At 52.3% G+C, this 25520-nt stretch carries 26 protein-coding genes; 14 read left to right on the forward strand and 12 right to left on the reverse strand.

The annotated features are described in order from the left end of the window. Positions 1–17: 17 nt before the first annotated feature. Positions 18–1358, reverse strand: coding sequence for a POT family MFS transporter (locus METMA_RS0109160; RefSeq protein ID WP_020158786.1), 1341 nt, complete (start codon positions 1356–1358; stop codon positions 18–20). Between the two features lie 396 nt (positions 1359–1754). Here METMA_RS0109160 and METMA_RS0109165 point away from each other — a divergent pair, with 396 nt between their 5' ends. From METMA_RS0109165 to METMA_RS0109190, 6 genes are all read left to right on the forward strand, one after another. After that, positions 1755–2747: an AAA family ATPase gene (locus METMA_RS0109165; RefSeq protein ID WP_027147179.1), complete on the forward strand. Its 993-nt coding sequence runs from the start codon at positions 1755–1757 to the stop codon at positions 2745–2747. Continuing rightward, a complete protein-coding gene (locus METMA_RS0109170) occupies positions 2747–3673 on the forward strand; it encodes a DUF58 domain-containing protein (protein ID WP_020158788.1) in 927 nt (308 codons plus the stop codon). The genes METMA_RS0109165 and METMA_RS0109170 overlap by 1 nt, the downstream gene beginning before the upstream one ends. Beyond that, positions 3673–4152, forward strand: coding sequence for a DUF4381 domain-containing protein (locus METMA_RS0109175; RefSeq protein WP_027147180.1), 480 nt, complete (start codon positions 3673–3675; stop codon positions 4150–4152). The genes METMA_RS0109170 and METMA_RS0109175 overlap by 1 nt, the downstream gene beginning before the upstream one ends. After that, positions 4139–5119, forward strand: a complete 981-nt coding sequence (locus tag METMA_RS0109180) for a vWA domain-containing protein (RefSeq protein ID WP_020158790.1) — start codon at positions 4139–4141, stop codon at positions 5117–5119. Before METMA_RS0109175 ends, METMA_RS0109180 begins: the two co-directional genes overlap by 14 nt. Further along, positions 5116–6930: a vWA domain-containing protein gene (locus METMA_RS24345; RefSeq protein WP_020158791.1), complete on the forward strand. Its 1815-nt coding sequence runs from the start codon at positions 5116–5118 to the stop codon at positions 6928–6930. The genes METMA_RS0109180 and METMA_RS24345 overlap by 4 nt, the downstream gene beginning before the upstream one ends. A 94-nt stretch (positions 6931–7024) precedes the next feature. Beyond that, complete coding sequence (locus METMA_RS0109190; protein ID WP_020158792.1) at positions 7025–8683, forward strand: BatD family protein; 1659 nt, start codon at positions 7025–7027, stop codon at positions 8681–8683. Here the strand turns inward: METMA_RS0109190 and nudE are convergent, their stop codons facing one another. Further along, a complete protein-coding gene (gene nudE / locus METMA_RS0109195) occupies positions 8684–9232 on the reverse strand; it encodes an ADP compounds hydrolase NudE (protein ID WP_020158793.1) in 549 nt (182 codons plus the stop codon). A 48-nt stretch (positions 9233–9280) separates the two neighbouring features. Here nudE and yrfG point away from each other — a divergent pair, with 48 nt between their 5' ends. Continuing rightward, positions 9281–9937 carry a GMP/IMP nucleotidase gene (gene yrfG / locus METMA_RS0109200; RefSeq protein WP_020158794.1) on the forward strand — a complete coding sequence of 219 codons (657 nt, stop codon included), beginning with the start codon at positions 9281–9283 and terminating at the stop codon, positions 9935–9937. Here the strand turns inward: yrfG and rhlB are convergent. Next, positions 9900–11183 (reverse strand): ATP-dependent RNA helicase RhlB, encoded by a 1284-nt coding sequence (rhlB, locus tag METMA_RS0109205; protein ID WP_020158795.1) that lies wholly within the window; start codon positions 11181–11183, stop codon positions 9900–9902. The genes yrfG and rhlB overlap by 38 nt on opposite strands. Before the next feature lie 99 nt (positions 11184–11282). On the opposite strand from rhlB, the gene trxA reads away from it, so the two are divergent. Beyond that, on the forward strand, positions 11283–11609 hold the full coding sequence (gene trxA, locus METMA_RS0109210) for a thioredoxin TrxA (protein WP_027147182.1): 327 nt from the start codon (positions 11283–11285) through the stop codon (positions 11607–11609). Between the two features lie 184 nt (positions 11610–11793). Then, positions 11794–13050: a transcription termination factor Rho gene (gene rho / locus METMA_RS0109215; RefSeq protein WP_020158797.1), complete on the forward strand. Its 1257-nt coding sequence runs from the start codon at positions 11794–11796 to the stop codon at positions 13048–13050. 71 nt (positions 13051–13121) lie between these two features. Here rho and METMA_RS0109220 read toward each other — a convergent pair whose 3' ends face one another. Genes METMA_RS0109220 through METMA_RS0109230 form a run of 3 tightly spaced genes read right to left on the reverse strand, consistent with a single transcriptional unit; the run spans position 13122 to position 16555 of the window. Continuing rightward, positions 13122–13394, reverse strand: a complete 273-nt coding sequence (locus METMA_RS0109220) for an oxidative damage protection protein (protein ID WP_027147183.1) — start codon at positions 13392–13394, stop codon at positions 13122–13124. Continuing rightward, positions 13387–14445: an A/G-specific adenine glycosylase gene (gene mutY / locus METMA_RS0109225; RefSeq protein ID WP_020158799.1), complete on the reverse strand. Its 1059-nt coding sequence runs from the start codon at positions 14443–14445 to the stop codon at positions 13387–13389. The genes METMA_RS0109220 and mutY overlap by 8 nt, the downstream gene beginning before the upstream one ends. A 1-nt stretch (position 14446) precedes the next feature. Then, positions 14447–16555, reverse strand: coding sequence for an AsmA family protein (locus tag METMA_RS0109230; RefSeq protein WP_020158800.1), 2109 nt, complete (start codon positions 16553–16555; stop codon positions 14447–14449). 142 nt (positions 16556–16697) lie between these two features. Between METMA_RS0109230 and METMA_RS0109235 the strand changes: the two genes are divergently transcribed. Further along, positions 16698–16988: a hypothetical protein gene (locus METMA_RS0109235; RefSeq protein WP_020158801.1), complete on the forward strand. Its 291-nt coding sequence runs from the start codon at positions 16698–16700 to the stop codon at positions 16986–16988. 64 nt (positions 16989–17052) lie between these two features. On the opposite strand, the gene METMA_RS0109240 is transcribed toward METMA_RS0109235, so the two are convergent. Next, the gene (locus tag METMA_RS0109240) at positions 17053–17655 is read right to left on the reverse strand and encodes a peroxiredoxin (protein WP_027147184.1); all 603 of its coding nucleotides are present in this window, start codon (positions 17653–17655) and stop codon (positions 17053–17055) included. 273 nt (positions 17656–17928) lie between these two features. On the opposite strand from METMA_RS0109240, the gene METMA_RS0109245 reads away from it, so the two are divergent. Then, positions 17929–18441, forward strand: coding sequence for a hypothetical protein (locus METMA_RS0109245; protein WP_027147185.1), 513 nt, complete (start codon positions 17929–17931; stop codon positions 18439–18441). A 140-nt stretch (positions 18442–18581) separates the two neighbouring features. On the opposite strand, the gene METMA_RS0109250 is transcribed toward METMA_RS0109245, so the two are convergent. Genes METMA_RS0109250 through METMA_RS0109270 form a run of 5 tightly spaced genes read right to left on the reverse strand, consistent with a single transcriptional unit; the run spans position 18582 to position 22292 of the window. Beyond that, complete coding sequence (locus METMA_RS0109250) at positions 18582–19280, reverse strand: energy transducer TonB (RefSeq protein WP_020158804.1); 699 nt, start codon at positions 19278–19280, stop codon at positions 18582–18584. Positions 19281–19282: 2 nt separating this feature from the next. Continuing rightward, positions 19283–19690 (reverse strand): ExbD/TolR family protein, encoded by a 408-nt coding sequence (locus tag METMA_RS0109255; protein WP_020158805.1) that lies wholly within the window; start codon positions 19688–19690, stop codon positions 19283–19285. Positions 19691–19699: 9 nt separating this feature from the next. Then, the gene (locus tag METMA_RS0109260; RefSeq protein WP_020158806.1) at positions 19700–20224 is read right to left on the reverse strand and encodes a MotA/TolQ/ExbB proton channel family protein; all 525 of its coding nucleotides are present in this window, start codon (positions 20222–20224) and stop codon (positions 19700–19702) included. After that, a complete protein-coding gene (locus METMA_RS0109265; RefSeq protein ID WP_020158807.1) occupies positions 20224–21549 on the reverse strand; it encodes a MotA/TolQ/ExbB proton channel family protein in 1326 nt (441 codons plus the stop codon). The genes METMA_RS0109260 and METMA_RS0109265 overlap by 1 nt, the downstream gene beginning before the upstream one ends. Then, entirely contained in the window at positions 21546–22292 is a 747-nt protein-coding gene (locus tag METMA_RS0109270) for a DUF3450 domain-containing protein (RefSeq protein WP_036296125.1), read from the reverse strand. The genes METMA_RS0109265 and METMA_RS0109270 overlap by 4 nt, the downstream gene beginning before the upstream one ends. Positions 22293–22692: 400 nt before the next feature. Here METMA_RS0109270 and aroG point away from each other — a divergent pair, with 400 nt between their 5' ends. The 3 genes from aroG to trmB are packed head-to-tail and all read left to right on the forward strand — an operon-like array spanning position 22693 to position 25498. Then, positions 22693–23763 (forward strand): 3-deoxy-7-phosphoheptulonate synthase AroG, encoded by a 1071-nt coding sequence (gene aroG / locus METMA_RS0109275; RefSeq protein WP_020158809.1) that lies wholly within the window; start codon positions 22693–22695, stop codon positions 23761–23763. 16 nt (positions 23764–23779) lie between these two features. Next, positions 23780–24757: a sulfur carrier protein ThiS gene (gene thiS / locus METMA_RS0109280; RefSeq protein ID WP_020158810.1), complete on the forward strand. Its 978-nt coding sequence runs from the start codon at positions 23780–23782 to the stop codon at positions 24755–24757. A gap of 51 nt (positions 24758–24808) precedes the next feature. Further along, a complete protein-coding gene (gene trmB / locus METMA_RS0109285) occupies positions 24809–25498 on the forward strand; it encodes a tRNA (guanosine(46)-N7)-methyltransferase TrmB (RefSeq protein WP_020158811.1) in 690 nt (229 codons plus the stop codon). Positions 25499–25520 lie beyond the last annotated feature (22 nt).

Below are 25520 nucleotides of genomic sequence, written 5' to 3' on the forward strand. Positions count from 1 at the left end.
AAAAATTATAGGCAACATCAGGGATTTTGCTCATCCTGCCAATAGGACTGCTCGGTATAGTAACGGTTCGAAAGCCAAAACAGCACGGCGGTAATCAACATTAAGCCGGTAAAAAACCAGAAATAATCGGCACCGGCCAGTTTGCTGGAGCCGTCGGCATTTTGAATAAGAAAATTGACGGTGCTGGTAAACAGATTGCCGACCGCCACCGACAGGAAATAAAACGCCATGATAAACGATTTCATGGTTTTCGGCGCCTGCGTATAGGAAAATTCAAGACAGGTCACTGAAACCATGACTTCGGCTGATGTCAGCAACAAATAAGCCGGCAACTGCCAGATAATCGACGGCGTCAAGCCGTTATCGATATCGGTTTGAATGAAACCGGCAAGGGTGAAAGCCAGCGTGGTCAGGAACAAGCCGATGGTCATTTTCCTTAATGCCGTCAGTTCAATAAACCGGTTTAAAAACGGATAAATCCGATAGGAAAACAGTGGCGTCAGCAGCATGATCAGCAACGGGTTGGCCGCCTGAATCTGTGATGGCAGCAGTTCGAACCCCAGGATCATACGGTCCATTTTTTGCGCCTGCAATATCCAGGATGAGCCGATTTGTTCAAATAAAGCCCAGAATATGGCAATAAAAGCATAAATGGAGGCCAGCTTTTTTAAAGTTGTCAAACCGACAGCGCCGAACATGTCCTTGATAAAGACCGTGCCGGCTGGCGGTATATGTACATAGCGATACCGCCCCGTCCAAAAGGTGAAGGTGGCCAGCAGCATTAAAAAACCGGGAACGGCAAAGGCTGCCGAAGAACCGTAATGATGCAGCAGCCAGGGAATAGTCAGCATCGCGGCAAAAGCGCCGAGATTGATGGAAAAATAAAACCAGCTGAAGACTTGGCCGATTAAATGCCGGTTAGCCATGCCAAACTGATCGCCGACATGCGCGGAAACACACGGCTTTATGCCGCCCGCGCCGATTGCGATCAGCCCCTGTCCGATCAGCAAACCGATGCGGGTATCGTCAACCGCCAATGCAAAATGCCCCAGGCAGTAAATCAGCGATAAAAAAATAATCGTGCGGTATTTGCCCAGCAGGCCGTCAGCCAGTAAGGCGCCGAATAACGGCATGAAATACACGGCCGAGACAAATAAATGAAAATAGCCCTGGGCTTCATTTTCAGACATGACATCGGGCCGACCCGTTGAGTCCACCAGATACTGTGTCATAAAAATCACCAGTATGGCGCGCATCCCGTAATAACTGAAGCGCTCGGCCGCTTCATTGCCGACGATATAAGGGATGCCGGTGGGCAAGGTGTCGGATGAATCAGGTTTGGTTTTATACAATTCCATGACGATGACCGTTTATTTTTCCGGCTTTAATCATAACAAAATAAGATATTTAAAAACCTATTGTTATTACTAGCTTGACAAAATCTGTGGATAAGTAAAATTTATTTTCTAATATCATCAACTTAAAACAATCTATAATTTGCGGTTAAGGTTATCCACATTCTGTGCACAGCTTGTGGATAACTTACCGGCTGCGAGTATGTCCCCAGTAATCCACAGGTTACTCACGGATACATACAGAAGTTACTCTATGTCGTCAGCTGGAATATCCGTATAAAATATGGAACTTTATTACGATAAGATTGTTTACAAGGGATAACCTCGGCTCCGGTTATTAATTTTTGTTGGTGCGGCTTTAGGCCCCCAAGCTATGGATTTAAAACCTACAATTGGACTATGTCAGAACAAAACAGCAATATAAGTACCAGTCAATCATCGTTAATGAGGTTAAAAACCTATATTAATCAAGAAATTATCGGTCAGAATGTGCTTGTTGAACGAATGCTGATCGGCTTATTGGCCGATGGCCATATTCTGGTTGAAGGCGCTCCGGGCCTGGCTAAGACAAGAGCGATCAATATCTTGAGCAAAGGCATTCAGGGGGACTTTCACCGCGTACAGTTCACGCCGGATCTGTTGCCGGCTGATTTAACCGGTACTGAAATTTATCGCCCCCAACAGGGCAGCTTCGAGTTTCAAAAAGGGCCTCTGTTTCATAACCTGATCCTGGCCGATGAAATCAACCGTTCACCGGCCAAAGTGCAGGCCGCGCTGCTGGAAGCCATGGCCGAGCGCCAGATTACGGTCGGTCAGGCCACCTACCCGCTGCCGCAGCTGTTCATGGTCATGGCGACGCAAAACCCTATCGAACAGGAAGGCACGTACCCATTGCCTGAAGCGCAACTGGACCGTTTTTTACTGCATGTGAAAATCGATTACCCGCAAGCGGAGCATGAAAAAAGCATTCTGCACCTGGCCCGGAACGAGGCCAGACTGGAGTCGGTAAAAAACAATGCCAAATTTGAGCCAATCGATCAAAAGACTTTGTTCGAGGCCCGCAATGAAGTGCTGGATCTCTACATGGCCGATAGCCTTGAAGACTATCTGCTGCAGCTCGTGCTGGCGACGCGCAACCCCGGCGTTTACGGTAAAGACCTGGCCGGCTGGCTGCAATACGGTGCGAGCCCCAGAGCCAGCATTGCCTTGGACCGTTGTTCCAGGGCCAAGGCCTGGCTGGCGCAACGCGATTTTGTCAGTCCCGAGGACATTCAGGACATGGCGTACGATGTCCTGCGCCACCGGCTGATATTGTCTTACGAAGCGGAGGCCGAAGGCATCACGACCGATCATTTCATCAGAGAGCTCATTGCCAGAGTTGCCGTACCTTGATGTTTTTCAGTAAACAGGCGGGCGATGCCAGACAGTCAGACAGCGAACTGGTTTCAGTGTCGCTCAAAACCTTGGTTGATCTTGCCAGGCCAGCGGCCAGTCTGAACTTGCAGCATGCCTTGATACGCTCGACACAAAGCGGCGGCTATGTCTCGCGCTTTAAGGGCCGGGGCATGGAATTTGACGAGGCGCGGCTTTATCAGCCCGGCGATGATATCCGCAGCATCGACTGGCGCGTGACGGCCCGCACCGGCAAACCCCATACCAAACTGTTCCGCGAGGAGCGCGAGCGGCCGATATTCATCTCCGTCGATAACCGGGCCGCCATGCATTTCGCGACGCGCGGCGTCTTCAAGTCGGTCCTGGCGGCCAAGCTGGCCGGTTTGCTGGCCTGGACGGCGCAGCATCACGGAGACCGGATCGGCGGCCAGATCTTTTCCGATACGGCCTGCCGCGAGCTAAAACCGCAGAACGGCAAGCATGCGGTATTGCGGTTTCTCAACGCCTTGGTGCAGCCGGCCGACCGAACGGCCGATACCCTGACGCTGGAGCACGTGCTGGCGCGCTTGGCGCAGCATGCCCGCCCCGGCAGTCGTGTTTACATCATCAGCGACTTTCGCGGCCTCAATGAAAAAGCCGAAAAGCACCTGCTAAAATTATCGCAGCACTGCGACGTCGTCCTGATCATGGTTTACGATCCGTTGGAAAGCGCGCTGCCTGTAAAGGGCCGGTACCGGTTTACCGATGAGGAACGCGATGTGGTTGTCGATGCCGATTCCAGCGCCGCTGTGCAATACCAGCAACGCTTTGCCCAGCGCCAGCAGCGCCTGGGCCAGCTGGCGCAAAGCCGGGGTCTGGCTTTCATGCAATGCGGTACCGACGAGGACCCGGTACAACGTTTGAGATATTTATTGGGACATAGATAATGGAACCGGCTCAACTTCCTTTGAGAGATATACACATGCCGGAAGCGATCGGCTGGTGGCCGCCGGCTACTGGCTGGTGGCTGGTCGCCGTATCGCTGCCCTTGCTGATATTCTTGCTGGTCTGGCTATACAAGCGTCTGACCCGCAAGACCGCCGTCAAAACCGCTAAAAAAATGCTGGCGCAAATCAAACAGGATCCAACGCTCGATAACCATAGCAAAGTGGTCGAGCTTTCCGTATTGATCCGGCGCGTAGCGATCAGTGTAACGCCCAGGACCCAAGCCGCCGGTTTGACAGGCCGGGCATGGCTGGCCTATCTGGACGGCTCGGTCAAAGGCTCGCCTTTCAGCGAAGGCATCGGCTGCTGTTTGAGCGATGCACCGTATCGAAAAACGCAACTGGCCGATGCGGAAATTTCACATTTAATCAGTCTGTGCGAAGACTGGCTCAAAGCCCAAGCGAAAAATGATTCATTTTGAATGGCCCTGGCTGCTCAGCCTGTTACCCCTGCCTTTGTTAATCCGCTGGCTGCTGCCGGCCTGTAATCCGGTCGAGCAGGCTGCCTTGAAAGTGCCTTTTCTTGATGATTTTTCCGAAGTCGAGACCCGCGCCGTTTCGCAAACGAGGCAATGGCCGTTTCTGATGGCCAGCATCGCCTGGATTTTGCTGGTTGCCGCCTGTACCCGCCCGCAGTGGCTGGGTGACCCGATCGAGCAGGCCGTCAGCGGCCGGGATCTGATGCTGGCCGTGGATTTATCGGGCAGCATGGAGGTGCAGGACTTTGTTATCAACAAGCAAACCGTGGATAGACTGACAGCGACCAAATGGGTGGCCGGCGACTTTATCAATCGGCGCGCCGGAGACCGGCTGGGATTGATCCTGTTCGGTACGCAGGCCTATCTGCAAACGCCTTTGACTTTCGACAGAAAAACCGTCATGACCTTGCTGGATGAGTCGGCCATCGGGCTGGCCGGCGACAATACCGCAATCGGTGATGCAATCGGCCTGGCCGTCAAACGGCTCAAGAATCAACAATTCAACAGCCGGGTGCTGATACTGTTGACGGACGGCGCCAATACCGCCGGCGAAGTCTCGCCATTGAAAGCGGCCGAACTGGCCGCCGAAAACCAGTTGAAAATTTACACGATCGGCATTGGCGCCGATGAAATGCTTGTACGCACTTTTTTCGGTGCTCATAAAGTCAACCCGTCCCAGGATCTGGATGAAGAAACCTTGACGGCCATTGCCGAAAAAACCGGCGGCGTTTATTTCCGGGCCAGAAATACCGATGAGCTCAGCAGGATCTATCAATTGCTGGATCAGCTGGAGCCAGTGGAAAAAGACAAACAATACTTCAGGCCCCGGAGCGAACTGTACTATTGGCCGCTGGCCGGCGCGCTGCTGCTGGCGGCCGTGATTGCATCGTCCCGAGTGAGGTTGTTATGAATCTGGCCGATTTTCATTTCATCAGGCCCTACTGGCTGCTGGCCCTGATACCGTATGGCGTGCTGCTGGTTTTAATGCTGAGGAGCAAACTCAGGCAGGGTAATTGGTCGGCGGTCTGTGATGCGGCCCTTTTGCCTTATCTGTTGCAGGAGAAGGCGGTCAGGCAAAGTCGCTGGCCATTGACTGCCGGTGCTGTCGCCGCTTTCCTGGCGATCATCGCGCTGGCCGGACCTGCCTGGGAACGGCTGCCGGCGCCGGTTTTCCGCAATGATTCGGCCCTGGTCATCGCTCTGGATCTTTCCCGCTCCATGGATGCCGCCGATATCAAACCGAGCCGCCTGATTCGCGCCCGCTATAAGATTGCCGATATTCTGAGACAGCGGAAAGACGGTCAGACCGCGTTGCTGGTCTATGCCGGCGATGCCTTTACGGTCACGCCGCTGACTGACGATACCGAAACCATAGCCAGCCAGCTGGAGGCGTTAAACACCAATATCATGCCCACTCAGGGCAGCAATACGGCCGTGGTTCTGGAAAAAGCACAGGAACTGTTCAGACAGGCCGGTCTTCAGAAAGGGCAATTATTGCTTGTGACCGACGGCGTCGATGTCGATGAAACCCTGCCGGCGGTAAAATCGCTGGGCAGCTACCAGCTATCGATATTGGGCGTCGGAACTGCCGAAGGCGCGCCGATCGCGTTGCCGGCCGGCGGCTTTTTAAAAGACGAGCAGGGTGATATCGTAGTCACCAGACTGAATGTCGATGAATTGACGAAACTGGCGCAGGCAGGGCATGGCATCTATCAATCGATAACCGCCGACGACAGCGATATCGATACCTTGCTGGCCGCACTGGATCAACCCATAAAGGAGCAGGGTGCCGAGAAAAAGGACGGTCTGCTGGATCAGTGGCAGGATAAGGGGCCGTGGATTCTGTTGCTGGTTTTGCCGCTGGCGGCGCTGACGTTCAGAAAAGGCCTGTTGTGCTGGGCCATGTTGCTGCTGTTGCCGCTGCCGAAAAACAGCTATGCCCTGGACTGGCCGGATTTGTGGCGCACCAAAGACCAGCAGGCCCAGCAGGCATTTCGACAGGGCGACTATGGCACAGCCGCGCAGCTGTTTGAAAATCCGGATTGGAAGGCGGCGGCTCAGTATAAAGCGGGTCAAGAGGAATTCGGGACGATGAAAACGCCCAAAACAGCGACCGGTTTTTATAATCAAGGCAATGTGTTGGCTAAATCCGGACGATATGAAGAGGCTCTATCCGCTTATGATGAAGCCTTAAAAAGATCACCTGATAAAAAGCTTGCTGAAGACGCCAAGGCTAATAAGGAAATTGTGAAAAAAGCTTTGGAAAAGCAAAAACAGCAACAGAATCAGCAAAAACAGCAAAACCAGGATGATAAACAGCAGCAGTCCAAGGATGACTCGCAGCAAAAAGACAGCGATCAAGCGGATCAGTCCGGTGATCAGCAAAAACCGGACGATGAATCCGACCGGCAACCGTCCGACAAGCCGCCGCCGAAAGATCAGCAACCGCCAAACAAGCCCGAGCAGGAAAAGCAGGACGCCGAAAAAAGCCGGCAGCCCGGCCAACAGGACAAGGGAGAAGCGCAGCAACAAGCCGCGCAAAAGCCCGACGAGTCGCCTGTGGAAACCAAGGACGAAGCGACGCAGGCCAGCGAACAATGGCTTAACAGAATTCCCGACGATCCGGCAGGCCTGCTGAAACGCAAGTTTTTATACCAATACGGACAACAGGAGCGGCAGCCGGACCGTAAGAAACGGTCGAACTCAGAAGCTGCCTGGTAAACAGCATAACTGAAGCAATTGTAACGCCGCATCATTCAAATTTATGAAGATGAACATGAGATTATTGAAATTAATACTAGTCGGACCCTATCGAGTGACACTGCTTCTTCTGTTTTTGTTGGTGCATGCCTCGGGGCTATCGGCGGCTGAAATTAATGTCGCGGTAGACCGCAGTCCGGTCAATCTTAATGAATCCTTTCAGATCACGTTCACGGCGACCGACTCGCCCGACGACGATCCTGATTTCACACCGCTGGAACAGGATTTTGAAGTATTGGGCCAGAGCCAGAGTAGCCATTTGTCGTGGATTAACGGCACATCCAGCAAAACCGTTCAGTGGGTGTTGCAAGTCATGGCCAAACACACCGGCAGCCTGACGATACCATCCATACAATTTGGCGACGATGCGAGCAAGCAGGCGGCTGTGCGGGTAACCGAAGGCGCGGCGGATAAGGACCAGTTGGTCGACGGGGATTTGTTTCTAGAGGTTGAGGCGACGCCTGAAAGTCCTTATGTACAATCCCAGGTTCTCTATACCATGCGCTTATATCGCAGGGTCGAAATTTCCCAGGCCGGTTTGAATGAGCCGGAACTGGCCGATGCGGTCATTGAAAAACTTGGCGACGACAGCAATTACAGCACGCAGATCAATGGCGTCAATTATTGGGTCACCGAACGAAAGTACGCCATTTTCCCGCAAAAAAGCGGCCGCATGACCATCAAGCCTTTGGAATTGACGGCTCAGGTCGTGACCTCGACTCGTCCCAGTTTCGGCGGTTTCTTCAATCCCCAGATGACCAAAACCCAGCGCGTGGCATCCCGGTCAATAACACTGGACGTACAACCGGCGGCGGCATCTTTTACAGGACAGCACTGGCTGCCTGCCGAACAGCTGCATTTAAAACAGGAATGGTCGGGCGATATCGAGCACATGAAAGTGGGGGAACCGTTGACGCGGACACTGACGGTGTTGGCAAAAGGCACCATGGTCAGTCAGTTGCCGGAATTAAATGCTGCCAAAACGCCTGAGCAGTTAAAAAGCTACCCTGACCAACCGGCACTGCAGGAGCAGAAGAAAAACGACGGCGTGATTGCCTTCAGGGAAGAAAAAATAGCCTTGATTCCATCGAAGGCGGGCAGTTATACATTGCCGGCCATAGAATTACCCTGGTTTAATATCAAAACCCAGCAGATGGAAGTGGCCACGATTCCGGAAACCACCATCCATGCCGTCGCCGCAGCCGCCGCTCCCGCGCAGCCTAAAGCGCCGGTTGAAATAGCGGTAAAGCCAGAAAAGGTCAAGCAGGCGCCGCTCATACAGCCCCGGGAAACCAATATCTGGTTGGCGATTTCGGTATTCTTGGGCGCGGGCTGGCTGATGACGCTGGTTTATTTTCTGTTTAGACGGTCCGCCAATAAATCCGCACCGCAAGCTACTATGCCTGAGGCGAATTTAAACGACAGTATCAAAAAACTGAAACAGGCCTGTAGCGATAATGACGCCATAGCCGCCAAGGATGCCCTGCTGGAATGGGGCCGGCAAAAATTCAATGCTACGAATCTCGGTGCCATCGCGTCTTTTTGCGAGGCCCGTTTAAGGGATGAGATCCTGCTGTTGAACCGAACCCTGTATGGTAGGGCTGTCGGACAGTGGCAAGGAAAAAAACTGTTTCAGGCGTTCAGTGAACACAAAGCACGGGAAAGAATCGGGCAAACGGCGGATTCCAGTCTGGAACCGTTATACCGCTTGTGATTATCTCGTCTTGAAATATTCCAGGGTCATGAACAAGGCGGCGATCGAGCGGGCTTCAGTGCATTCGCCCGTGGCCAGCAGGGCATTGATGTCGCTTAATTTCCACGGGATGACTTCTAGCTCTTCGGGTTCGTCTCCGGGCAGTTTTTCGGCGTACAGATCCTGCGCGATGATGATCTCGGTCATGTGTTCCAGATATGACGGCGCGATGGAAAAAGAGCTTAAATGATGCAGGTTTCTGGCACCGAAGCCGACTTCCTCTTTAAGCTCCCGGTTGGCGGCATCGAGAAACGATTCGCCGGCATCGGTTTTGCCTTTCGGCAGACCCAGTTCATAACGATCGATACCGGCAAGGTATTCCCGTATCAGTAACACGGTGTCGACATCGAGCATGGGCACGATAAGCACGGCACCGCCGGGATTGCCCCGCGCCAGGCGCTCATAATTGCGCTGCACGCCGTTACTGAATTGCAGATCCAGTGATTCGATACGGAATAAACGACTTTTCGCAACGACAGTCTTATTAAGGATGAGGGGTTTTTTAGCCATTTCTAGAGTTTTAAATTAAATGATCTTCGGTAAATATAACGCACTCTTATGATCGATTGGAACAAAATTGATACGGTATTGCTGGACATGGACGGCACGCTTCTGGATTTGAATTTCGATAATCATTTCTGGAAGGAATTCGTGCCGCTGAAATTCGCCGAGAAACAGGGTATAGCGCTAGCGGAAGCCAAACAGCTGTTGGAGCCGCGTTTCAAAAACATGGAAGGTCGGTTGGAATGGTACTGCCTCGATTACTGGAGTGAGGCGCTGCAACTCAATATCGCCGGATTGAAGGCTGAAATAGCGGGATTGATTTCGGTATTGCCGCATGTCGTCGAGTTTCTGGAAAAAATTCATCAGTCTCCACGCAAGGTTTTATTGGTGACTAATGCGCATCAGGACAGTCTCGGCTTGAAAATGGAAAAAACCTGTCTGCACCGGTTTTTCGACGACATCGTCAGCTCTCATACGCTGGGGTTTCCTAAGGAACATGCTGATTTCTGGCGCCTGTTGCAGCAGCAAAAACCGTTTGAAAAACACAATACATTGCTGATCGATGACAGCCTGGCGGTTTTGAATGCCGCCAGGCTGTTCGGCATAGCCCATCTGATTTCGGTCAGCAGGCCCGATACGCAGCTGCCCAAAAAGGAAATAACCGGTTTTCCCGCTATTGAGGATTTTCGGGAACTGATGCCCGGGCTTTAGGCTTGCGCGGGCGCGGCCTTTTCTGCGGGGCACGTTTTTCCTGAGCCGGTGCGCTGCTCTTTCTTTTGGGCTTGACAACATCGTCCGCGAGCAAATCGGCGGTAATCGGCTTGATCGGCACTTTCTGCCCAATATAAGTTTCGATATCGGGCATGGAATACGCATATTCCTCGCAAATAAAGCTGATCGCCTCGCCGCTGGCGCCAAAGCGCGCGGTTCGTCCTATTCTATGCACATAATCCTCGACATCCTGCGGCAGATCGTAATTGAAAACGTGCGAAACATCGGCGATATGCAGGCCCCGGGCCGCGACATCAGTCGCGATCAACAGCCGGATTCTGTTTTCCTGAAAATCATTGAGCAGGCGCTGGCGTTTATCCTGAGGCACATCGCCGCTTAACGCCGCGGTTTCATAGCCATTAGCATTGAGGTAATCGTTCAGCTGCTCGGCGCAGCGTTTGGTATTGACGAAAATAATGCTGCGTTGCGGCTTATATTGGTTCAAAATGCCCAGCAACAACGGAATCTTTTGTTCGTTAGAGGGGCAAAACGCACTTTGCTGTATGGCCTTGGACGTGACTTCCTCGGTCTCTATGCGTATCAGAACCGGATTGTTCATGTGTTCGTAAGCCAGTTCGGTTACTTTGTACGATAAAGTCGCCGAAAACAGCATGTTCAGACGTTTTTCCGGTGCTGGCATGCGTCTCAACAAATAGCGTATGTCTTTAATGAAACCCAAATCGAACATGCGGTCGGCTTCGTCCATTACGGTGACTTGCACGTTGTCCAGCGTAAAGGCATTCTGCCGGTAAAAATCAATGATACGGCCGGGCGTACCGATAATTATATCGATATTCGATTTCAGGCTGTCGAGCTGCTTCTGATAATCGGTGCCACCATAAATGAGAGCAAATTTAAGGTTAAGATGCGCGCCCAGCGACCGGGCATCTTTATGGATCTGAATGGCCAGTTCGCGTGTCGGTGCCAGAATGATGGCCCGGGGATTTTTGACGGGATCACTGACATCATTGATCAAATGTTGGAAAGTGGCCAGCAGAAATGTGGCGGTTTTTCCGGTTCCGGTTTGCGCCTGGCCTGCGATATCCTTATCCCGAAGCAATAAAGGCAGGGCTTTGTCCTGTATCGGCGTGCAATGGTGGAAGCCGGCCTCTTGCAGGCCTTGCAGGATGATGTCAGACAATTCCAGGTTGCTGAAGCGAGTATTTGTTAAATGTGTCTTGTTCATAGACAATAGCATAACGTAAAAAACCTATCAGCTGAAATTGATTGACAAATTAACGTTATCCCTCCTATAGTCTTAGCTTTTAAATTTTGGAGAAATAGTGTGAGCGACTTAGTCCTTCATGTAAATGATAGTGAATTTAACGAAACTGTTATTAAAGCGGACGGTCCTGTGCTGGTAGATTATTGGGCTGAATGGTGTGGACCTTGCAAAATGATTGCACCGGTTCTGGATGAAATTGCCACAGAATACAAAGGCAAGTTAACCGTTGTTAAATTAAACATCGACGAAAACCCACAAACACCACAACACTATGGCGTACGCGGTATTCCAACTTTGATGCTGTTTAAGAACGGCGAAGTGGAAGCCACAAAGGTAGGGGCATTGACAAAATCACAGCTTGCCACCTTTATTGACAGTAATATATAAATAAATCCTGCTCAGCCCGTCACAAAAAGCTTGGACGGGTTTGGGTATTTAAGTTATACTTGTCGAGTGCCGCATCAGGCGCACTCAAAAGCATATCGCCCGATAAACTACATCCCTAAAGTCTAAATCCTATCTTGCTTAAGTTACGGTCCAGACCGTATACCCTTTTCTTCGAGTCATTTTTATGAATCTAACCGAGTTAAAACTAAAACAAATCAGTGAAGTTATTGAAATAGCAGAGTCGCTAGGACTCGAAAGTGTCGCCAGAACCCGTAAACAGGACTTAATCTTTGCTATCCTTAAGAAACAGGCGAAAGGCGGTGAAGATATCTATGGCGATGGCGTTCTGGAAATTCTACAGGATGGTTTTGGTTTTTTACGTACTCCGGGATGTTCTTATTTAGCGGGACCTGACGATATTTATGTCTCGCCCAGCCAAATCAGGCGATTTGCCTTAAAAACAGGGGATACGGTCAGCGGCAAGATCAGGCCGCCTAAAGACAATGAGCGTTATTTTGCAATGCTCAAAGTCGAACAGATCAATTTCGAACCTCCTGAAAATACCAAAAATAAAATTCACTTCTCTAACCTGACTCCTCTCTTTGCCAATCAGCGATTCGTTCTGGAAAAAGGCAATGGCACCAGTGAAGATTTAACCGGACGCATCATCGATTTAATCGCGCCTATCGGCAAAGGCCAGCGCGGCTTGATCGTATCGCCGCCGAAAGCCGGTAAAACGATGATCCTGCAAAGTCTGGCACAATCCATCGCCGAAAAGAATCCCGAATGTTATCTGATTGTTTTGTTGATCGATGAACGTCCCGAAGAGGTTACGGAAATGGAGCGCTGCGTGCGCGGTGAAGTCATCTCCAGTACTTTTGATGAACCGGCAACCCGCCACGTTCAGGTCGCGGAGATGGTGATTGAGAAAGCACGCCGTCTGGTCGAGCATAAACACGATGTAGTTATTTTGTTAGACTCGATCACTAGGCTGGCAAGAGCTTACAATACGGTCGTTCCTTCTTCGGGAAAGATCTTGACCGGTGGTGTGGACGCCAACGCACTGGAAAAACCGAAACGCTTTTTCGGCGCGGCGCGTAATATCGAGGAAGGCGGCAGCCTGACGATTATCGCCACGGCGCTGGTTGATACCGGTTCCCGAATGGACGAAGTGATCTATGAGGAGTTTAAAGGCACCGGCAACATGGAACTGCATCTGGATCGCAAGATTGCGGAAAAACGTATTTACCCCGCGATCAATATCAATCGTTCCGGCACGCGTCGGGAAGAATACCTGGTCGATCCTGATACGTTGCAAAAAACCTGGATCCTGCGCAAAATCCTGCAACCGATGGACGAAACGGCCGCTTCGGAATTCCTGGTGGGCAAGCTGAAGGATTTCAAGACTAACGCCGAGTTTTTTGAATCGATGAAACGTTGATTCCGGCGGGAGTTGCTATATCAAATGTGCGGCGTGAGCCATGCCGCACATTTGATAATGTGGCGCAGGTCTCAGGATTGGGGCGGTACATACCCTTCAGGCATGTCGGTATTGCCTTCAAACAGAAACTTTCTTCTTTCCTCTTCCAAAAATGCTTTGGCTTTTGGATCAAAGCTGGCCAGCTTATATTCATTGATCAGCATGGTCTGTTTGCTTAGCCATTGCTGCCAAGCCTGCTTCGATACTTTCTCGAATATTTCCTGACCTTTGGGCCCAGGAAAGGGCGGCGCATCCAAGCCCTCGGCTTCTATTCCCAATTTAACGCACTTAACCATTCTAGTCATCGTTGTCCTCGATAGTGGATTGTTGTTGCAATAGCAGTTTGATCGGCGCTGCTATTCCCAGGTTATGAATTTGTTCCGCTTTATACCAGACAGTTTGCCTGGCATCCATCACAATATTGGAAGGATTGTCGGTCTGAATGAGCAGCGGCGTGAAATCCAGATGATAATGAGAAAAGGTGTGGCGCCGCGCTGCCATTGGCTTTTGATCAAGGATGGGCATGTTCCTGGCCATACACCAGTCGGTGGCCGCTTCGATACTGTCAAATTCAGGCAGACTCCATAAACCGCCCCAGATGCCGGCCGGCGGTCTTTTTTCCAGCAGTATCTGATTGAAGCGGTTGCGCAGCAATAAAAATACCTGCTGCCTAACCGGCAGGCACTTGGCGGGTTTAGGTGCCGGAAAGGCGGCGATATTATCGGTTATTCGAGCCAGGCAGCTGTCCTTGAGCGGGCAGGCATGACAGGCGGGCTTGGTGCGCGTACAGATCGTGGCGCCAAGGTCCATCATGGCCTGCGTGTAATCGGCGACCCGATCCACGGGCGTGTAGTGGGCGCTGAGCAGCCACAGTTCCTTACTGACCTGGCTGCTTCCGGGCCAGCCGGGCACGGCTTTAAACCGTGCCAGTACTCTTTTGACATTGCCGTCGAGAATAGGGTGGCTTTTTTTGAAAGCAATGCTCAGTATGGCTCCGGCCGTCGATAAGCCTATGCCCGGCAAGGCGACAAGTTCATCCAGCGTATCGGGAAAGCGACCTTTCTCAACAATCAATCGCGCGGTTTTATGCAGGTTGCGGGCACGGGCGTAATAACCCAATCCGGACCACAGGTGCAGTACGTCATCAATCGGCGATTGCGCCAGGCTTTCTATGTCAGGGAATTTTTCGGTAAAGGCGTTGAAATAGGCGATCACCGTCGCAACCTGGGTTTGTTGCAGCATTGTTTCAGACAGCCAGACGCGATAAGGCGTCCTGTCTTTCTGCCAGGGCAGGTCTTTCCGGCCATACCGGTCAAACCAGTCGAGAATGCCTTGTTGAAAAACGGCGGGTTTCATATCAGAAAAGACGCTTTAACAGATCACTGGTGCCAGGACCGATTTTTTTGTCGAGTTTGTCCAGTAATTTCTGTTTTTTCTCCTCGATTTTGGCTTTATGTTCTTCAGTCAGCAAAGAGGTGGGGTCCACCGTGTAAGCAGGCTCGTTGAACGTACCGCCCACATTGATGGCAACCGTCATTTTCTCGGCTTGTTGTCCGCTGGCGTCGGCCGACTTCAGCAGTGTGGCATTGATTTTATAGTCCAGTTTCTCGGTATTAAGATTGGCGCTGCCTTTACCGTTAACGCGTAATTTGGAGGAGTGGGCAATCAGGTCATTATTATGCAGAATGCCGTTGTTGACGGTTGCCGTACCGGTGATCTCCGAAAATAACGTTTGATCTTTTTTGTTGTCAGTCGGCAATGGCGCGCCCTTAACCAAGGCTTTGCTGCTGTCGATGATTTTCTGCAGATTAAACCCCAGAATAACGCTATCCCTGAACAGGAAGCTCAATCGGCCATTGAGCGAGGATTTAAGTTCATTGGCAGTATGGCCTTGCGCCTGCAGCTGGGCGGATGCATTGACGGCGCCGCTCATGCGGGCTTCGCCTTTGTAATCCTTTAACAAAGGGGCAACCTGAACATGATTGAGTGTTTCGTTGACCGCGAGCTTAGGCTGATTGCCGCGTACGTCCATGTTCAGATTGCCGGAATAGCTGCCCTGATAGAACTGTTTCACGCTTTGTTGCGTTGTCACGATGCCGTTTTTGGCATTGAGTTTCACATGGATATCCTGCAAGGTCAGATTGCTGGCCTTAAGTTTTTGCAGTGTCAGCTGGCCGTTGGCGTTCAGCTTTCTTAGGGTATCAACAGGCAACGCCGAAGCCGCCGCCGCTGTAGTGGTGGCCGGGCTGGCTATGGGTTTTGATTTTTTATCGGCTGCCTTTTCGGGCGCCAGATAACGATCGACATCAATGGCATCGGCAGTCAGATTGAAAGTAATCGCCGGTTCACTGAAGTTTTTGATGCCGGCCGAGCCATTGATGGCGGTATCATCCAGTTTAACGACCAGGTTCTGAAGGTCGGCCGACTTGTCAGTGGCCAGCAGGTTGAAATTCATGGCCAGGCGGGTCAGGGCACTGGCATCGCGTGTGGCGGGCGGCGTCATTGCCAGTTGTTTCATTACCTGCACCGGATTGAACTCGGCGACCGTGACAGGCCCCTGGAATGAAGGCTGGTCTTTAATTTGGGTGCCGGTAATATCAGCGGCAATTTTCAGGTCACCGGATTCAAGCCGTAATGTTGAGATCTTAAGGTCTTGCTTGGCCATATCCAGCGCCACATCAGCCGCCGTTAACGTCGATTTCAGGGATTGGCCCGGAATTTTTTCGCCGGCCGTCGTGGTCTGTAGATTGACGTCAGCTAAGTGGAAGACGTCGAGCTTTTCATTAACGGTTAAATCCATGGCCAGTTTGATCGTCTCGGTCAGCTTGGCCTGGGTATCTGAAACGACTAGAGCCAAGTCAACGGCGAAAGGTTGATCAAAAACAATCTTATCCGTGTTCAGATTGACGTCTTTGAATTCCAGATGTTTGCCGTTTTTTTGGTTGTCCCAGTCAATACGGGCATTTTTAATGGTTATACCGCCGATAGATAATATGGTCTGGGCTTTGGCGCTTGGTTGGACGTCTTGTTTGCCGCTGTCAGGGGCGGGTATCTCGGGTTGTGTTTCGACAAGATCATGCCAGTTATTGATGCCCTGTTTGTTCTTGGCGAGATTGACAGTCAGTCCCTTTAAGACGATGCGGTCGACTTCAATTTCTTTCGATAACAGCGGCAGCAATTTCACATTGATATTGCTTTCTTCAATTTCGGCAAAAGGCTTGCTTTGGAAACCTTCCGCATTGCTCAGCACCATTTTGCCCGATGAAATGCCCAGCCATGGGAAAACTGATAACTTCAGCTCGCCTTCCAGGGTTAACTCCCGGCCGATCTTGTCTTTAACCGCCGCTTGTATTTCTGGTTTGAAATCATTGGGATCAATAAAAATGAATAAGGCGCAGACGACGACTATGACTAATAAAGTCAGCGTTGCAAATATCGAAAGAATGATTTTAAGCGGTTTTCCCACAAGTCTCTCCTGATGTTAAAAAGATGTAATGATGACCTTTTATAGAATATGATTGTCAACTCTTACGTGCTGTGGCTGGTTCAATTTTAGCCGTGGCAGATATGATTGTGTTACTCCATAATAACTAAAATGAGGAGGGAAGATGTTGTTATTAGCTAAACTAGCCGGAATTGCGGTACTTGTATGGTTTTTTTTAACCGCCAGAGAACATGGCGAGCAGCCTGTGAAATGGGCGGTCATAGGTCTGATGGGATATTGGATTACCTGGTGGGCTGTGAAATTATCTGTCGTTAACCTACTGGCGGGTTTAGTCGCCAAAAGCGCGATCGGTACGTTTTTACTGACACAAATTCCGGCTGTTGTAGGTGTCTGTGCCGCATATTTTATCAGAAAAAAATTGCTGTCCGATGCTGCTGCAACTGAAAAAAATTAACAAGCGAAAAAAAGGCGCATTGTGCCAATACAATGCGCCTTTACAAACTAATTAACTGTTATTCTTACAGTTTTTCAGCATTTTTACCCAGGTATTCCGCAACGCCGGCCGGGTTTGCGTTCATACCTGCATCACCTTTGTTCCAGCCTGCCGGGCAAACCTCGCCATGTTCTTCGTGGAATTGAAGAGCATCTACCATACGCAACAGTTCATCCATGTTACGGCCCAAGGGCAGATCATTTACCACCTGATGACGAACGATACCGTTACGGTCTATCAGGAAACTTCCGCGGAAAGCCACTCCACCATCGGCTTCCACGTCATAATCCTTGACGATAGAGTGAGATAAGTCTGCCGCCATGGTGTAACGGACAGGACCGATGCCGCCTTGATTGACCGGCGTATTACGCCAGGCATTATGGGTAAAATGAGAATCAATGGAAACGGTGATTACTTCTACGCCACGGCTTTTAAACTCATCAAGACGGTGATCTAAAGCAATCAGCTCGCTCGGACAAACAAAGGTGAAATCCAAGGGGTAGAACACTATTACAGCATATTTACCTTTAGTGGCTTCAGAAAAGCTGAATGAATCAACTATTTGGCCATCACCTAAAACAGCGGGAACTGTAAAATCGGGTGCTTGTTTACCTACCAGTACGCTCATCGATTATCTCCAAAAAATTTGAAAAAACAAAGGGTTATAAACTTGTAATTAACCACTGAAAAAGTGGGATTAAGTTATTCTACACTAAATTACTCGGGAATTGTCTAAATTGTTGTGATTTTTACTTGCTTTTATTTGAACTTTAGCGATAATTTGTAATCATCAGCTTACACAAAAATAATACAAAGCTGAAAGTTTCAGAGAGACAGAAAATTTGGCGGCCTAGCTTTGCTGTTAAATTTGATTAGCAATTCGTTTGACGGGTTTATATCCATGGCAAAACATAAACATATAACTGAGCCAGATGTATTTGGTTTTCAGGTACGTATTGTAAGGCGCGGAAAAGAGAGCAGCCGTTATTTTTCGCATAAATTGTGGGGGAACAAAGGCAAGTCTTTAAAGGCTGCCATCACTTGGCGCGACCAGATGCTGGTAGTATTAAAAGGCAGTAAGACGCGCTTTCTCAAGCCCCCGAAAAATAAAACCACGACCGGTGTCACCGGTGTATCCAGAACCATCAAATATGATCATAGAAAAGATAAAAGTTATCTTTGCTATACCGTCTTTTGGGTCAGTAACGGCAAATCCAGAAATAAGACTTTTCAGGTTGGTAACGTGGAAAAAGTGACGGCCGACGATGAATTGCATGCATTTCGTACGGCGCGGTTGTTCAGAAGCTGTTATGAGTATGCGATCGATAACGACCTGACGTTTTATGACAGTAAATTCAATGGCTGGAAAAAAACACGCTTGTATGATGACGAGAATCTGAGTGCCGTTATATAAATGGTTCCAGAGTGAATATATTAGAGTGAATGCGAGTGAACGGTTGTTTTTTTAGTCCACTCACATTCACTTCGAGTTCTAATAAATATCAACCATTGAGCCTGATTCCGGCTGTTTGAGTTTCAATTCTCAGCCAGTTCTTATTTCGCCAGTTTAAACTGCAGCACCTGAACCGCGCGTTGCTCGACCGGGGCACCGTTAACCCGCTTTTCCTTGAATTTCCATTTATTGATGGCCTCCAGCGCCACCTTGTCGAAGATGCCGTTCGGCTTGGCCTCAACCACGACCGCATCCTTGACCGTGCCCGTGCGGGTAATGGTGAACTCTATTTTCACCCAGCCCTGAATCCGCCGGTTGGCCGCGCGCCGCGGGTATTTGGGCGGAACCCGGACCAGCGCCACCACATTGGCGCTGACGCCGGTGCTGGCCTCGGCGGGCGCCGGTGTCTGCTCGCGCGACGAACTGGCCGGTGCCAGGGAGGGCGCGGGCGCGTCCACCTTGGCCGGCGCCAGATCCAGCGCGGGCAGATCCGGCACCGGTTTGGGCGCCGGCGCTTTGACCGGTGCTGGCTTGGGCGCTTGTTTCGGCTTCGGCGCTTGTTTCGGTTTTGGCGGTTTGGGGGTGGCCTTGACCGGTTCGGGCGGCTTCGGTTTTTCCGGCGGTTTCGGCTTGGGCTTCGGCGGAGGCGGCTCGCGCTTGAGCCGGACGAATTCCACCTGATGCAGCGGCTCGGTTTTCCTGACCCCCTGCGCGTCCGGCATGATCATCGCCTGCATCAGCCAGAATAACAGCAGCGAGGCCAGCAGCCCCGTCAATAACGCGGTGACAAGCGATTTCACGGCTATTCCGATTCGGTGGCAATGGCGGCATTGGCGATGCCGGCCAGCCGTATCTGGTCCATCACCTGGATCAGGGCATGGGTTTTAGCCTCCCGGTCGGCGGCGATAATGACCGAGCCGAGCGGATTTTCCGCATGCAGCCGGGTGACGGTGGCCCGGACCGCGCGGATGTCGACGGCCTGCTTGTCGATCCACACTTCCCCGTTGGGTTTGATGGCGACAATAATATGGCCCTGTTCGTTTTTTTCCGCGGTTTGCGCGCTCGGGCGGTTGACGTCGATGCCCGATTCCTTGACGGACGAGGCGGTGACGATAAAGAAAATCAGCATGATGAACACGATGTCCAGCATCGGCGTCATGTCGATTTCAGAGTTCTGGTCGGCGCTTGAGCGGCCATTTCTGCGGCGCATGGGCAAATCCTAGTGATAGGTTAACAAGTCGGTCAGGTGATGGGTTTCACGGCTGACGCGGGCTTCGATCAGTTTGTTGAAATACAGGCCGGCGATGGCGATCACCATGCCGGCCATGGTCGGGATGGTGGCGTGCGAGACGCCCGAGGCCATGGCTTTGGTGTTGCTGGTGCCGGTCACGGCCATGACGTCGAAGACCTGGATCATGCCGGTCACGGTGCCCAGCAGCCCCAGCAGCGGGCATAGGCTGATCAGCATTTTGATGATCGGCAGGGTGCGGGTCATGTTGATCCTGGCTTCGGAAATAAGGCATTCGCGGATGCCGAGCGCCGGCCGCGAGGCTTTGTCGCGTCGGCGCTCCCATTGCGCCACCCAGTCGGCCTTGCGTTGCGGATAGGTCAGGTTGAAAAACAGAAACCATTCGGCCACCAGGGTCCACAGGGCAATGGAGGTCAGCAGGATCACCCGCAGCACCGGGCCGCCGGCGTTCAAAAAGTCCTGGATCGCGTCCAGCAGGGTCAACAGCGCCGTCATTACTGGCCCGCGCGGCGGCTGATCAGGCCGGCCGTCTGTTCGTCCAGAATCTGGATCAGGATGTGGCTGCGCGCGACCACCAGGCTGTGCAGGAACAGCAGCGGGATCGCCACGCACAGTCCCTGCATCGTGGTCACCAGCGCCTGGGAGATGCCGCCGGCCATCAGCTTGGGATCGCCGGTGCCGAACAGGCTGATGGACTGGAAGGTCAGGATCATGCCGGTGATGGTGCCCAAAAGGCCCAGCAGGGGCGCCACGGCCGCCAGCAGTTTGATCATGGCGATGCCCCGTTCCAGGGCCGGCACTTCGCGGGTGATGGCCTCATCCAGCAGCAGTTCGAGATTATCGGTCTCTTGCGCGGCGCTGTGTTCGGCGACCGCGAGCACGCGGCCCAGCGGATTGTCCTCGCTGATCTCGGGGCGGTTCATCTGCCGGGTCATTTTCTGGCCGATCCGGGTCAGGACCACCAGCCGGACCACGCCGTAGAGAAAGCCGATGACCCCGAGGGCCATGATGATATAGCCGATGGCGCCGCCCTGCGCCAGGCGCTCGAGCGTGTCGGGGGTTTGAATGAGCATGCCGAGGATGGCGCCGCGGGTCGGGTCGATGCCGATCGCCACGGGGCCGGTCTGGGCGGCGCTGATGGCTTCGGCCAGGTCGGTAAACTCGCTCTCCGGCTGCCGCGGCAGGTCGGCGAGCTTGCCGGTTTCGGGCAGGTAGCGCAGGTACTTGCCATCGGCCAGGGCGTTAAAGGCGCCGATCCGGATGACCTTGGCCTGACGCGGTTCGCCCGCGGCCGACAGCACTTCCTGGTCGTAATAGACGACTTTGCCGGATTCGGTCATTTCCTGCTGCAGGCTAAACCACAGCCGCTCCAGCTGGTCGATCGTGGGCAGGGCTTTGGCGTCGGCGATGGCGGCCAGTTGCCGGCTTCGGTCCGGGAATTCCGCCGAAATCAGGGACGCGTTCAGGTCGGCTTTTAAATCGCCGGCCACCTGCCGGGCGACATCGAACAGGTCGGTCAAGGTGCCGCTGCGGTTATCGAGCTCGCCGGCCAGTTGGCTGAGCTGCGCCTTGCCGGCGTTCAGCCGCGCGCTTAATTGCTGGCTCAGCTGCTCCTGTTGACGGAGCTCGGCGCGTGCCGCTTCCAGGGCTTGCGCCTGGTCGGCGGCGGCCAGAAACCGGGCTTCCTGATCGGCGTCGATTTTGCCGGCGGCGCCTTGCGTCTGCTGGATGTCGCGCAGCAGCTTGTCCAGGTCCAGGTGGTCGGCAAAGGCGCTGCTGCAGGCCAGCAGCGCGGCGAACATAATCATGGCTTTTTTCATCGGGCGGCCTCGGGCGCGGGAACGGGCAGGGTTAACAGGTCGGGCGCGGTTTCCTTGCGGGCGATGCGCAGGCCGTCGCGGATGGCGTTGCGGTAATCGGCCGGCAAGGTCTGCCAGCGTTTTTCCTCCTTGTTCCAGAAGCCGGTCTCGCTGCCGTCCAGGCGCTGGTAATACAGCGCGACCCGGCCCAGGCGCAGGAAATTGACCGAGCTGGTGGTGCCGTTCAGGACGATATTGCCCTTGTACGCCTCGATGGTGTTGCCGTATTCGTTTTCCACCTGAAACGCTTCCATGAGGCGGCGGAATTTTTCCGCCTCGGTGCTATCGGGCCTGACCACCAGCGCTTTCAGCTGCGCCAGGCGCTGCTGGCGCTCTTCGGGCAGGAAAGGCAGGTCCATGCGCACGAACTGCTCCAGACTGTCGAGCATGTGCAGGATCAGCGGCACAATCTCCTGCTTGGTCACCTCGATGTCCTTCAGTTGTTGTTCCAGCGAGGTTTTTTCCTGCGCTTGCGAGGCGAGCAGGTCCTGCAGATGCCGGTTGTAAATCGTCAAGGCCGCCGTTTGCCGGGACACGGCGCGGTATTGGGCCAGCAACGGGTGGTCCGGGGCGCCGGGCGCCTCGGCCTGGGGTGCGGTGCTCGCGGCGCCCGCTGCGCTGACGGCCTGGCCGGGCGCGGCCAGCGCGCATAGCGCCAGCATAGCCGCGGCCAGGCAGGAAGGGGGTCGGCAAGAAATAAGCATAGATAGTCCAAATGATGGTATTAAAATAAAGGCCACATGGTGACCTTGGAAATATTTTACATCAAATCAAGTGGTTAAATCAGCATCAAGTTGTCTGTATTTTTAGCCCATGCAAATTCAATTGGGCTGATATTGGGCAGTTTATCAAAGGGATAAAACCGGCAAAAACGTCGTCTATTCATCAGATTCAGAGATAGGGAATTCGGATTTTGGATGTATATCCAAGAGCGCTTTGCATTATAGAGCAGAGATTTTTAGACAAGTTAAATTAAGATAAAAAGGTTGAAAATAACGCATGTCAATACAGCGGCTAGCAAAAACTAAGAAAATGATGATAAAAACAGTTAAAATAAAAAGTTACAAGATTTAATCCGGTTAAAAAACCCTGGTTACAGCTCCCATGCAAACAAAATACAACACTGACGACTTGAGAATTTGTGCCACTCAAGAAGTCATCGCGCCTGTTCAGGTGCATGATGAAATGCCGATCAGCGAAGCGGCGGCACATACCACTCTGCGGGCAAGGGAAGAGATTCACAAGATACTGACCGGCCAGGATGACAGATTGTTGGTCGTGGTAGGGCCATGCTCCATTCATGACACGGATGCCGCAAAGGAATATGCAAGACATCTGAAAGCTATTAAAGATGAATTAAAAAATGATTTGTCGATCGTGATGCGGGTTTATTTTGAGAAGCCTCGCACAACTGTTGGCTGGAAAGGCCTGATTAACGATCCGGATCTTGATTCCAGTTTTAACATCAACAAGGGCCTGCGCGTTGCCAGGCAATTATTGCTTGATTTGAATGCTACGGGCATACCGGCAGCCACGGAATATCTGGACTTGATTACCCCACAGTATATTTCGGACTTGATTGCCTGGGGCGCTATCGGCGCCCGAACCACGGAAAGTCAGGTACACCGTGAGCTGGCTTCCGGTCTGTCCTGTCCGGTCGGATTCAAGAATGCGACCGACGGCACGATCAAGATCGCCATTGATGCGATCGGCGCGGCCATGAGCCCGCATCACTTTTTATCGCTGACCAAGGCAGGTCATTCGGCTATTTTTTCAACCACGGGCAATGAAGATGTACATATCATTCTCAGAGGCGGCAATGACAGTCCTAATTACGACGCCGTCAGTGTCGAGAAGGTGGCGGCAGGATTGCAAAAAGCCAATCTCAGGCCGAATATCATGATCGATTTCAGTCATGCCAACAGTTTAAGGCAATGTCAGCGCCAATTGATTGTAGGCGAGGATGTGGCCGGGCAAATAGCGAACGGCGATCGCAGAATCATGGGCGTCATGATTGAAAGCCATCTTAAAGCAGGTCGGCAGGATGTGGTTAAGGGACAAAAATTGACCTACGGACAAAGTATCACCGATGCCTGTCTGGGTTGGGAAGATACGGTGCAGCTGCTGAAAGATCTTGCCGTTGCGGTACAGGAACGCAGAACTATAGAGAATTAAGCCGGAGTTTGAACACATGATCGTTTATGTAAATGGCGAATCCCGTGAGATTGCCGAAAACACGCATGTAGCCGATGTGATTGCTGACATGGGGCTAGCGGGTAGAAGAATCGCCGTTGAATTGAATAAAGAAATTTTGCCGTTTGATCAATACGGCACACAGGCGCTGCAGGCTGATGATCGCCTGGAAATCGTCCATGCCATTGGCGGTGGCCAGGAAGATTCTTTCGTTGTCGCGGGCAAGGCTTATCAGTCCAGGTTGCTGGTCGGTACCGGCAAGTATAAGGATCTTGAAGAAACCAGAATGGCTATTGAAGCCAGCGGCGCGCAAATTGTGACCGTCGCCATCCGCCGCACCAATATCGGTCAGAATCCGGGCGAGCCGAATTTGCTCGATGTCATTTCCCCGGATAAATACACGATCCTGCCCAATACGGCCGGTTGTTATACGGCCGAAGAAGCGGTAAGAACCTGTCGCCTGGGTCGGGAACTGCTGGGCGGTCACAAGCTGGTTAAGCTGGAGGTGCTGGCCGATCAGAAAACCTTGTTTCCTGATGTGGCCGAGACTTATATCGCTGCTGAATTATTGGTTAAGGACGGCTTTGATGTCATGGTTTATACCAATGACGACCCGATTGCCGCCAAGCGGCTTGAAGAGATCGGCTGCGTGGCGGTCATGCCGCTGGCGGCACCTATTGGTTCTGGCCTGGGCGTGCGCAACCCTTACAATATTTTGACCATTGTCGAAAACGCCAATGTGCCTATTCTGGTCGATGCCGGCGTCGGTACGGCCTCTGACGCGGCGATTGCCATGGAGTTGGGCTGTGACGGCGTCTTGATGAATACGGCTATCGCGGCGGCAAAAAATCCGGTACTGATGGCTTCGGCCATGAAGAAAGGCATCGAGGCCGGCCGTGAAGCCTTCCTGGCCGGACGCATGCCCAGGAAGCGGTTTGCTTCCGCCTCATCACCTATTGATGGTTTGTTTTTCTGATTCGCCGGAGCGGCAAAGTCCGGCCCGGGCGGTACCCGCATTGATGTTGACATGATTGCTCCTGAACAAAACTTCCCGCAACGCATCCGCAGCTTTATTCGCAGGCAAGGCCGCATCACGCCTGGGCAACAGCTCGCGCTGGATAATTACTGGGCCATTTACGGACTGGACCCGCAAACTGATTACGACTTTGCCGAAGTTTTCGGACGTGATGCGCCCCTTTGTGTCGAGATCGGTTTTGGTAATGGCGAGAGTCTGGCCAAGATGGCTGCCGCCAATCCCGAGATTAATTATATCGGCATCGAAGTGCATCGGCCCGGTGTCGGGCATTTGATGCTGCAGCTGGCTCACCAAGGGATTAACAATGTCAGGATTTATTGCCATGATGCCATAGAGATCATGGAGAATAAGATAGCCGATCACAGTCTGGCCGGGGTGCACTTGTTTTTTCCCGATCCCTGGCCGAAAAAGAAGCATCACAAAAGACGCATCGTCAGGCCCAGCTTTGTCAATTTGCTGGTCAAGAAACTAAAGTCCGGCGGCTATTTTCATGCGGCAACGGATTGGCAGAACTATGCCGAGCATATGCTGGAAGTCTTGACGGCGGAGAGCCGGTTAATCAATGCCGGCAATGGGGCGGATTATTGCGAGCGCCCCGACTATCGCCCGTTAACCAAATTCGAGCAGCGTGGCCTGCGCTTGGGGCACGGCGTCTGGGACCTGATTTTCAGGCGGGTTTAAGGGACGGCTTGATTTGGTCCGT

The sequence above is a fragment of the Methylobacter marinus A45 genome (assembly GCF_000383855.1).
Taxonomy (GTDB): domain Bacteria; phylum Pseudomonadota; class Gammaproteobacteria; order Methylococcales; family Methylomonadaceae; genus Methylobacter; species Methylobacter marinus.

Bases quoted from the DNA above. Each gene is read 5' to 3' on its own strand.
- METMA_RS0109240 (WP_027147184.1), bottom strand. From the start codon at position 17,655: ATGAGCGTACTGGTAGGTAAACAAGCACCCGATTTTACAGTTCCCGCT.
- METMA_RS0109235 (WP_020158801.1), top strand. From the start codon at position 16,698: ATGTTGTTATTAGCTAAACTAGCCGGAATTGCGGTACTTGTATGGTTT.
- METMA_RS0109270 (WP_036296125.1), bottom strand. From the start codon at position 22,292: ATGCTTATTTCTTGCCGACCCCCTTCCTGCCTGGCCGCGGCTATGCTG.
- METMA_RS24345 (WP_020158791.1), top strand. From the start codon at position 5,116: ATGAATCTGGCCGATTTTCATTTCATCAGGCCCTACTGGCTGCTGGCC.
- METMA_RS0109175 (WP_027147180.1), top strand. From the start codon at position 3,673: ATGGAACCGGCTCAACTTCCTTTGAGAGATATACACATGCCGGAAGCG.
- METMA_RS0109165 (WP_027147179.1), top strand. From the start codon at position 1,755: ATGTCAGAACAAAACAGCAATATAAGTACCAGTCAATCATCGTTAATG.
- thiS (WP_020158810.1), top strand. From the start codon at position 23,780: ATGATCGTTTATGTAAATGGCGAATCCCGTGAGATTGCCGAAAACACG.
- trmB (WP_020158811.1), top strand. From the start codon at position 24,809: ATGATTGCTCCTGAACAAAACTTCCCGCAACGCATCCGCAGCTTTATT.
- METMA_RS0109255 (WP_020158805.1), bottom strand. From the start codon at position 19,690: ATGCGCCGCAGAAATGGCCGCTCAAGCGCCGACCAGAACTCTGAAATC.
- METMA_RS0109220 (WP_027147183.1), bottom strand. From the start codon at position 13,394: ATGACTAGAATGGTTAAGTGCGTTAAATTGGGAATAGAAGCCGAGGGC.
- METMA_RS0109160 (WP_020158786.1), bottom strand. From the start codon at position 1,358: ATGGAATTGTATAAAACCAAACCTGATTCATCCGACACCTTGCCCACC.
- METMA_RS0109245 (WP_027147185.1), top strand. From the start codon at position 17,929: ATGGCAAAACATAAACATATAACTGAGCCAGATGTATTTGGTTTTCAG.
- rhlB (WP_020158795.1), bottom strand. From the start codon at position 11,183: ATGAACAAGACACATTTAACAAATACTCGCTTCAGCAACCTGGAATTG.
- mutY (WP_020158799.1), bottom strand. From the start codon at position 14,445: ATGAAACCCGCCGTTTTTCAACAAGGCATTCTCGACTGGTTTGACCGG.
- nudE (WP_020158793.1), bottom strand. From the start codon at position 9,232: ATGGCTAAAAAACCCCTCATCCTTAATAAGACTGTCGTTGCGAAAAGT.
- METMA_RS0109170 (WP_020158788.1), top strand. From the start codon at position 2,747: ATGTTTTTCAGTAAACAGGCGGGCGATGCCAGACAGTCAGACAGCGAA.
- METMA_RS0109260 (WP_020158806.1), bottom strand. From the start codon at position 20,224: ATGACGGCGCTGTTGACCCTGCTGGACGCGATCCAGGACTTTTTGAAC.
- aroG (WP_020158809.1), top strand. From the start codon at position 22,693: ATGCAAACAAAATACAACACTGACGACTTGAGAATTTGTGCCACTCAA.
- METMA_RS0109265 (WP_020158807.1), bottom strand. From the start codon at position 21,549: ATGAAAAAAGCCATGATTATGTTCGCCGCGCTGCTGGCCTGCAGCAGC.
- METMA_RS0109180 (WP_020158790.1), top strand. From the start codon at position 4,139: ATGATTCATTTTGAATGGCCCTGGCTGCTCAGCCTGTTACCCCTGCCT.
- rho (WP_020158797.1), top strand. From the start codon at position 11,794: ATGAATCTAACCGAGTTAAAACTAAAACAAATCAGTGAAGTTATTGAA.
- yrfG (WP_020158794.1), top strand. From the start codon at position 9,281: ATGATCGATTGGAACAAAATTGATACGGTATTGCTGGACATGGACGGC.